General features: G+C 67.1%; 7 protein-coding genes. 3 read left to right on the forward strand and 4 right to left on the reverse strand.

The features are described 5' to 3' along the window. Nucleotides 1–88 precede the first annotated feature (88 nt). The 4 genes from U9979_RS19470 to U9979_RS19485 all read right to left on the reverse strand — a co-directional run bounded on the left by U9979_RS19470 (nucleotide 89) and on the right by U9979_RS19485 (nucleotide 2,350). The gene (locus tag U9979_RS19470; RefSeq protein ID WP_322780522.1) at nucleotides 89–604 is read right to left on the reverse strand and encodes a DUF2306 domain-containing protein; all 516 of its coding nucleotides are present in this window, start codon (nucleotides 602–604) and stop codon (nucleotides 89–91) included. Nucleotides 605–665: 61 nt separating this feature from the next. Continuing rightward, nucleotides 666–1,307 carry a response regulator transcription factor gene (locus U9979_RS19475; protein ID WP_322780523.1) on the reverse strand — a complete coding sequence of 214 codons (642 nt, stop codon included), beginning with the start codon at nucleotides 1,305–1,307 and terminating at the stop codon, nucleotides 666–668. Further along, nucleotides 1,304–1,573, reverse strand: a complete 270-nt coding sequence (locus U9979_RS19480) for a hypothetical protein (RefSeq protein WP_322780524.1) — start codon at nucleotides 1,571–1,573, stop codon at nucleotides 1,304–1,306. Before U9979_RS19480 ends, U9979_RS19475 begins: the two co-directional genes overlap by 4 nt. 297 nt (nucleotides 1,574–1,870) lie before the next feature. Further along, nucleotides 1,871–2,350 carry a hypothetical protein gene (locus U9979_RS19485; protein WP_322780525.1) on the reverse strand — a complete coding sequence of 160 codons (480 nt, stop codon included), beginning with the start codon at nucleotides 2,348–2,350 and terminating at the stop codon, nucleotides 1,871–1,873. A 30-nt stretch (nucleotides 2,351–2,380) separates the two neighbouring features. On the opposite strand from U9979_RS19485, the gene U9979_RS19490 reads away from it, so the two are divergent. The 3 genes from U9979_RS19490 to U9979_RS19500 form a co-directional block, all read left to right on the forward strand. Continuing rightward, a complete protein-coding gene (locus U9979_RS19490) occupies nucleotides 2,381–2,551 on the forward strand; it encodes a hypothetical protein (protein WP_322780526.1) in 171 nt (56 codons plus the stop codon). Next, nucleotides 2,551–4,008, forward strand: a complete 1,458-nt coding sequence (locus tag U9979_RS19495) for an ATP-binding protein (RefSeq protein ID WP_322780527.1) — start codon at nucleotides 2,551–2,553, stop codon at nucleotides 4,006–4,008. The genes U9979_RS19490 and U9979_RS19495 overlap by 1 nt, the downstream gene beginning before the upstream one ends. A 205-nt stretch (nucleotides 4,009–4,213) precedes the next feature. Continuing rightward, nucleotides 4,214–4,724 (forward strand): toll/interleukin-1 receptor domain-containing protein (locus tag U9979_RS19500; RefSeq protein ID WP_322780528.1); only part of this gene is annotated, 511 nt, incomplete at its 3' end.

The following is a 4,724-nucleotide window of genomic DNA, read 5'->3' on the forward strand; positions in this document are numbered from 1 at the left end:
TTGTCGTCGGTCGCCACCCAACACCAGGGTGACTCCCTCCTCCGCCTCGCGATTTACGTGCCCCAGCCTCGCTCCTTGATCCACACCCCTATTGCCGGGCGCTCTCACGGATGGTCCATTCCGCCAGGCCTATCGCATAGCCGCGAATCATCCAGGCGCGGTGCCGGAGAATGTCCCGCCGTCGGATTGCGGCGAAGCCGAGGAGGATGGACAGGATCATGGCCGAGCCGAACACGAGTCGGAAGCCAGAAAGGAGATCACCAACGTCGTCAGGGCGGGGATAGAACAGGGTCATCCACAGACCCGAAAGCGCTGCGGCAAGTCCGCATGGGATCAGGAGCCGTCCGGCGGCGCGGTGCCAGCCGGGCCTGCGGCGGCGGATGCCGGGGACGAACTGGAAGGGACCCAGCGTGCAGTACAGGCTGACGCTGAGGATGTGCACCACCACGGGCACGGGCGACGCGAAGAACCGTGCGTTTTCCGGCGTGATTTCCGCGCCGCCGGTCAACTCGGCCAGGCGGGCTGCGCCGGCCGTGATCGGAATGACGCTGAGCGCGAGCAGCGCGGTGGGTACGAGCCGCCCTGTCCTAGCGGAGGAGGTCACGGCACGAGCGCCTGCCGTTGGTCCGGTCATGACTCGATGGTGACGATTGAGGTGCCGCGACTCATCGGTGCATCGGCCTGATCTGAGTCAGCCGATCATCCGACGGCACGGTGGTACTTTCGGCTGATGCGTTCCGCGCCAGTTTCCATCGGTTCTTGATGCGGTTGGTTTCGTAGGCCCACATGGCGATCTCGACGCGGTTGCGGGCGCCGATCTTGGCCATCAGGCTGGCGACGTGGGTTTTGACGATGCTGAGCGTGATGTACAGCTCGTCGGCGATCTCGTTGTTGGTTCGTCCCCGTGCCACCGTGGTGAGGACCTGCTCTTCCCGGTCCGTGAGCGTCTCGATGGGTTGCAGCGGCGGTGCGGTGGGCCCGGCGTCGGCGAATGCCGCAAGCAGCCGTGCGGTGATGCTCGGGGCGATGAGCGCGTCGCCGCCCGCGGCGGCATGGACGGCTTGGGCGAGCAGATCGGGGCCCGCGTCTTTGAGCAAGAAACCCCGGGCGCCGGCTCGCAGGGCGGCGTAGACGTATTCGTCGAGGTCGAAGGTGGTGATGACGACGACGGCGAGGGGGTCGGCGACGTGCGGTCCAGCCAGGATACGGGTGGCTTCGACCTCAATGCCGGGTTGGGCGTCGAGAATCATCCGCAGTCCGGTGCCGACGATCTCCTGATCGTCGGCTACGAGCACCCGGATGCTCATGTCGCCCACCCCGTCCGGGGCAGTACGGCGGTCACGCTCCACCCTCGACCGGGGTTCGGGCCGGCATCGCAGGTGTCGCCGAGCAGCTGAGCGCGTTCGATCATGCCGACGAGCCCGTATCCCGGCGGCGCTGGCGGGCGTGCGGCGCTGGTGTCCCCATCGTCGCTCACGCGCAGGCGCACCACCATGTCGTCCGCGGCGACACGGACCTCGATGCGGGTGGCGTGACCAACGTGGGTACCAGCCCGACAGCGACGCTGAACCAAGCGGTCCGCCACGGAAGAGTCGGCCGCAGAACTCCTTCGAGCACCACGATCGGCACGAGCGCCCCTACGAGCGCCCAGTCCCGCCATACTCGCAACGGCGGGCGGGGGGACGAGGCTCGTCCCACACAGAACGAAGAAGGGTGCGCACCCAATCACGGTACGGGAGCCGATGCCGTTCGTGATCAGTCCAAAGTACGAGACATGAAGCTGCCCCGGTTCTGTTCACAGGTGGGGTTTTGGATGGTTATGCGGCTTCGTGGCACTGGTGGACGGCGTGGAAGGCGCCACCGCCTCAGCTCAGTGACCGTGTTGTGCCCAGTCCTCGGTGCAGCGGTAGCGACCGAGTCCCACTACGTCGAATTCGTCGGTCGTCTCCGTGGCGCGGACACCCAGAGCGCGTAACGCGGTGTTGAACGGCCACAGCGTTGCGGGCACGTCCGGTTCGACTTCGTTGTCGTGGCGTACCGGGCCGGTTACGAGGTGCGCGCTATCCCACACGGCGGCGGCCTGGGTGCCGAGGCCCCCGAAGAATTCAGCTTCCAGGTAGGCGACCGGGCCGTCCGTCGATGCGAGGAGCAGCAGCTCCTGGAGTCCGACCGTCAGGTATTCGAAGGTGTCCACCAGCGCGGGGTCGGATGCGGCGCCCGCAGGTACCCGGTCCGTGATGGGGATCAGCACCAGGCCACCTGGCAGTTCCACGACGGAGCCGCTCAGGGCCTCGGCGATCTGGACGGCCGCGGACGCGGCGGCGACGATTGCGCGCAACTGGTAGGCCATAATGGTACTATTTCATAGTATTTATTGCTGATGTCGACGAGTCGACGGGCGCTCGGTGTCGAGGACCTGCTCGGTGTCGATGCCGTCGGCGTCGCGGTGTTCGGTGACCGTTGTGCCGAGGGGCGGAAGCCGGCGTCATCGGCGCTTAAGAACGAGGAGTACGCTTCGACGAAGCACGTTCCTCGTTCTTGGGATCATTGATGATCAAGCCTGCCCGCATCTTCGATCGTGACTTCGAGTGGCGACAGCTGGCAGCCTTTGCCGCACGCGACCGGGGACAACCACGGCTGGGCGTGGTCAGTGGACGCCGTCGCCAGGGGAAGACCTTCCTGATCGAGGCACTGGCCCGCGAGACAGGGGGAATGTACTTTGGAGCCACCCAGGCGACCGAGGCGGAATCGCTCCACCTCTTCGCCGAAACCCTGGCCGAGTACGTGCAAGCGCCCGTGCCGCCGCGCTTCGTCAGCTGGGACGAGGCGGTCACCTACCTGTTCGCGGTGGCTGGTAGCAGGCCGGGGCCGGTCGTCATCGACGAGTTCCCCTATCTGAGCGCGGCATCGCCGGCACTCCCGTCGATTCTCCAGCGGGAGATCGATCGGGCGGTGGCGCGGGCGAACAGCATCTCACTACTGCTGTGCGGCTCGGCCGTGTCGGTAATGGGAAGAATGCTGGCGGGTAGCGCTCCGCTTCGCGGGCGGGCCAGCCTTGAGCTGGTGGTACGCCCGTTCGACTATCCGTTGGCCGCTCGTTTCTGGAACATCGGCGACCCCGCGTTGGCGGTCCGGCACCACGCCGTCGTCGGCGGTACGCCGGCCTACCGCAGGTTTGTCAACGACGACTCTCCGGCGAGCCTGGCCGACTTCGACAACTGGGTGCTGCGGACGGTACTCAACCCGGCGACCCCTCTTTTCCGGGAAGCCCGCTACCTCCTCGAGGAGGAGGCCGACGTCCGGGATACGGCTTTGTATCATTCGGTTCTCGCGGCGGTGGCCGGTGGCAACAACACCCGCGGAGGAATCGCCGGTTACATCGGTCGCAAGGCCGCGGACATCGGCCATCACCTCAACGTGCTGGAGGACTGCGGGCTGCTCCGCAGGGAAGCCGACCTGTTCCGCCAGGGACGTTCGGTCTACCGGATCGCCGAACCGTTGATCGTCTTCTATCAGGTGGTCATGCGGCCCAGATGGGGGCTGTTGGAGAGCGGTCGCGCCGCGGCCGTCTGGCAGGATGCCAGGTCCCGGTTCTCCGCCCAGGTCCTCGGGCCGCACTTCGAACAGATCTGCCGCGAGTTCGCGGTCGCGGCACCTCCCGAAATCTTCGGCGGGCTGCCGGCGGATGTCGGCGCCGGGGTCGTCGCGGACCCGGCGCACAGGACCCAGATAGCAGTCGACGTCGCCGTGCTGGCGCCCGCGAACCCGGGTGAACCGCGTCGGGTGCTGTCCCTGGGGGAGGCGAAGTGGGGTGAGGTCATGGGCGTCCGGCATGTCGAACGCCTACGCCGGGCCCGTGAACTCCTGGCGGGTAAGGGATTCGACACCCGGGACACGGTGCTTGCCTGCTACAGCGGCGCCGGTTTCGACCCGGAGCTGCGGGCCTCGATCAGCAGTGACCAGGTATTGACCATAGGTTTGGGCGAGTTGTACAAGTCGGAGGAGTAGGTCGTCTTGCAGGATGCGGAGAGGGGAACTACGCGAACCTGCCCACGGACGCTCGGGCGGCGCTGTCAGTCTGCTCGGACCTCAACCTGCCGCACTGACCGTCTGGCTCGTCATTGTCTGGAGGACAAGCCGTGCTCGTTGACCGACCCGAGCCGGTCGAGCACGAGGCTGTGCCGGTGCGTAGCCGTATGGGAGACTTCGCTGTATGAACGGGGGGCACGGTGACCCGCCCGCGGACAGAGACCACCCAGCCGACTGCGGGGGCGCCTCGCCGCCCGACCGGTGGGACTTCTTCGTGTCCTACGCGGCGGCCGACCGGACCTGGGCGGAGTGGATCGCCTGGCAGCTCGAGGACGCCGGCTTTCAGGTCCTGATCCAGGCCTGGGACTTCGTCCCCGGCTCGCACTGGATGACACGGATGGCCGATGGGGTTCGCGGCGCCGACCGGGTGATCGCCGTACTCTCCTACGCCTATTCGCGCTCGCCCTACGAGCGGGCGGTGCGGGAGGAGGCCTTCGCTGTCGATCCCGACGGCCGCACCCGCAGGGTGATCCCGATTCGGGTCGAGGACTGTCCCTGCCCCGTCCTGCTGAACAGAGTGCGCTCGTTCGACCTGTTCGGCCTCAGCGAGGACGAGGCTCGCTCGGTGCTGCTGGACCGCATCCATGCCGCGGTCGACGGGCGCGGGAAACCACCCACCGAGCCCCTCTATCCCG

Origin of the sequence: Protofrankia sp. Cas4, from assembly GCF_963555915.1 — a bacterium.
GTDB lineage: Bacteria > Actinomycetota > Actinomycetes > Frankiales > Frankiaceae > Protofrankia.

Excerpts from the sequence above, each read along its gene's own strand:
- U9979_RS19475 (WP_322780523.1), bottom strand. The coding sequence starts at position 1,307 with ATGAGCATCCGGGTGCTCGTAGCCGACGATCAGGAGATCGTCGGCACC.
- U9979_RS19485 (WP_322780525.1), bottom strand. The coding sequence starts at position 2,350 with ATGGCCTACCAGTTGCGCGCAATCGTCGCCGCCGCGTCCGCGGCCGTC.
- U9979_RS19490 (WP_322780526.1), top strand. The coding sequence starts at position 2,381 with ATGTCGACGAGTCGACGGGCGCTCGGTGTCGAGGACCTGCTCGGTGTC.
- U9979_RS19495 (WP_322780527.1), top strand. The coding sequence starts at position 2,551 with ATGATCAAGCCTGCCCGCATCTTCGATCGTGACTTCGAGTGGCGACAG.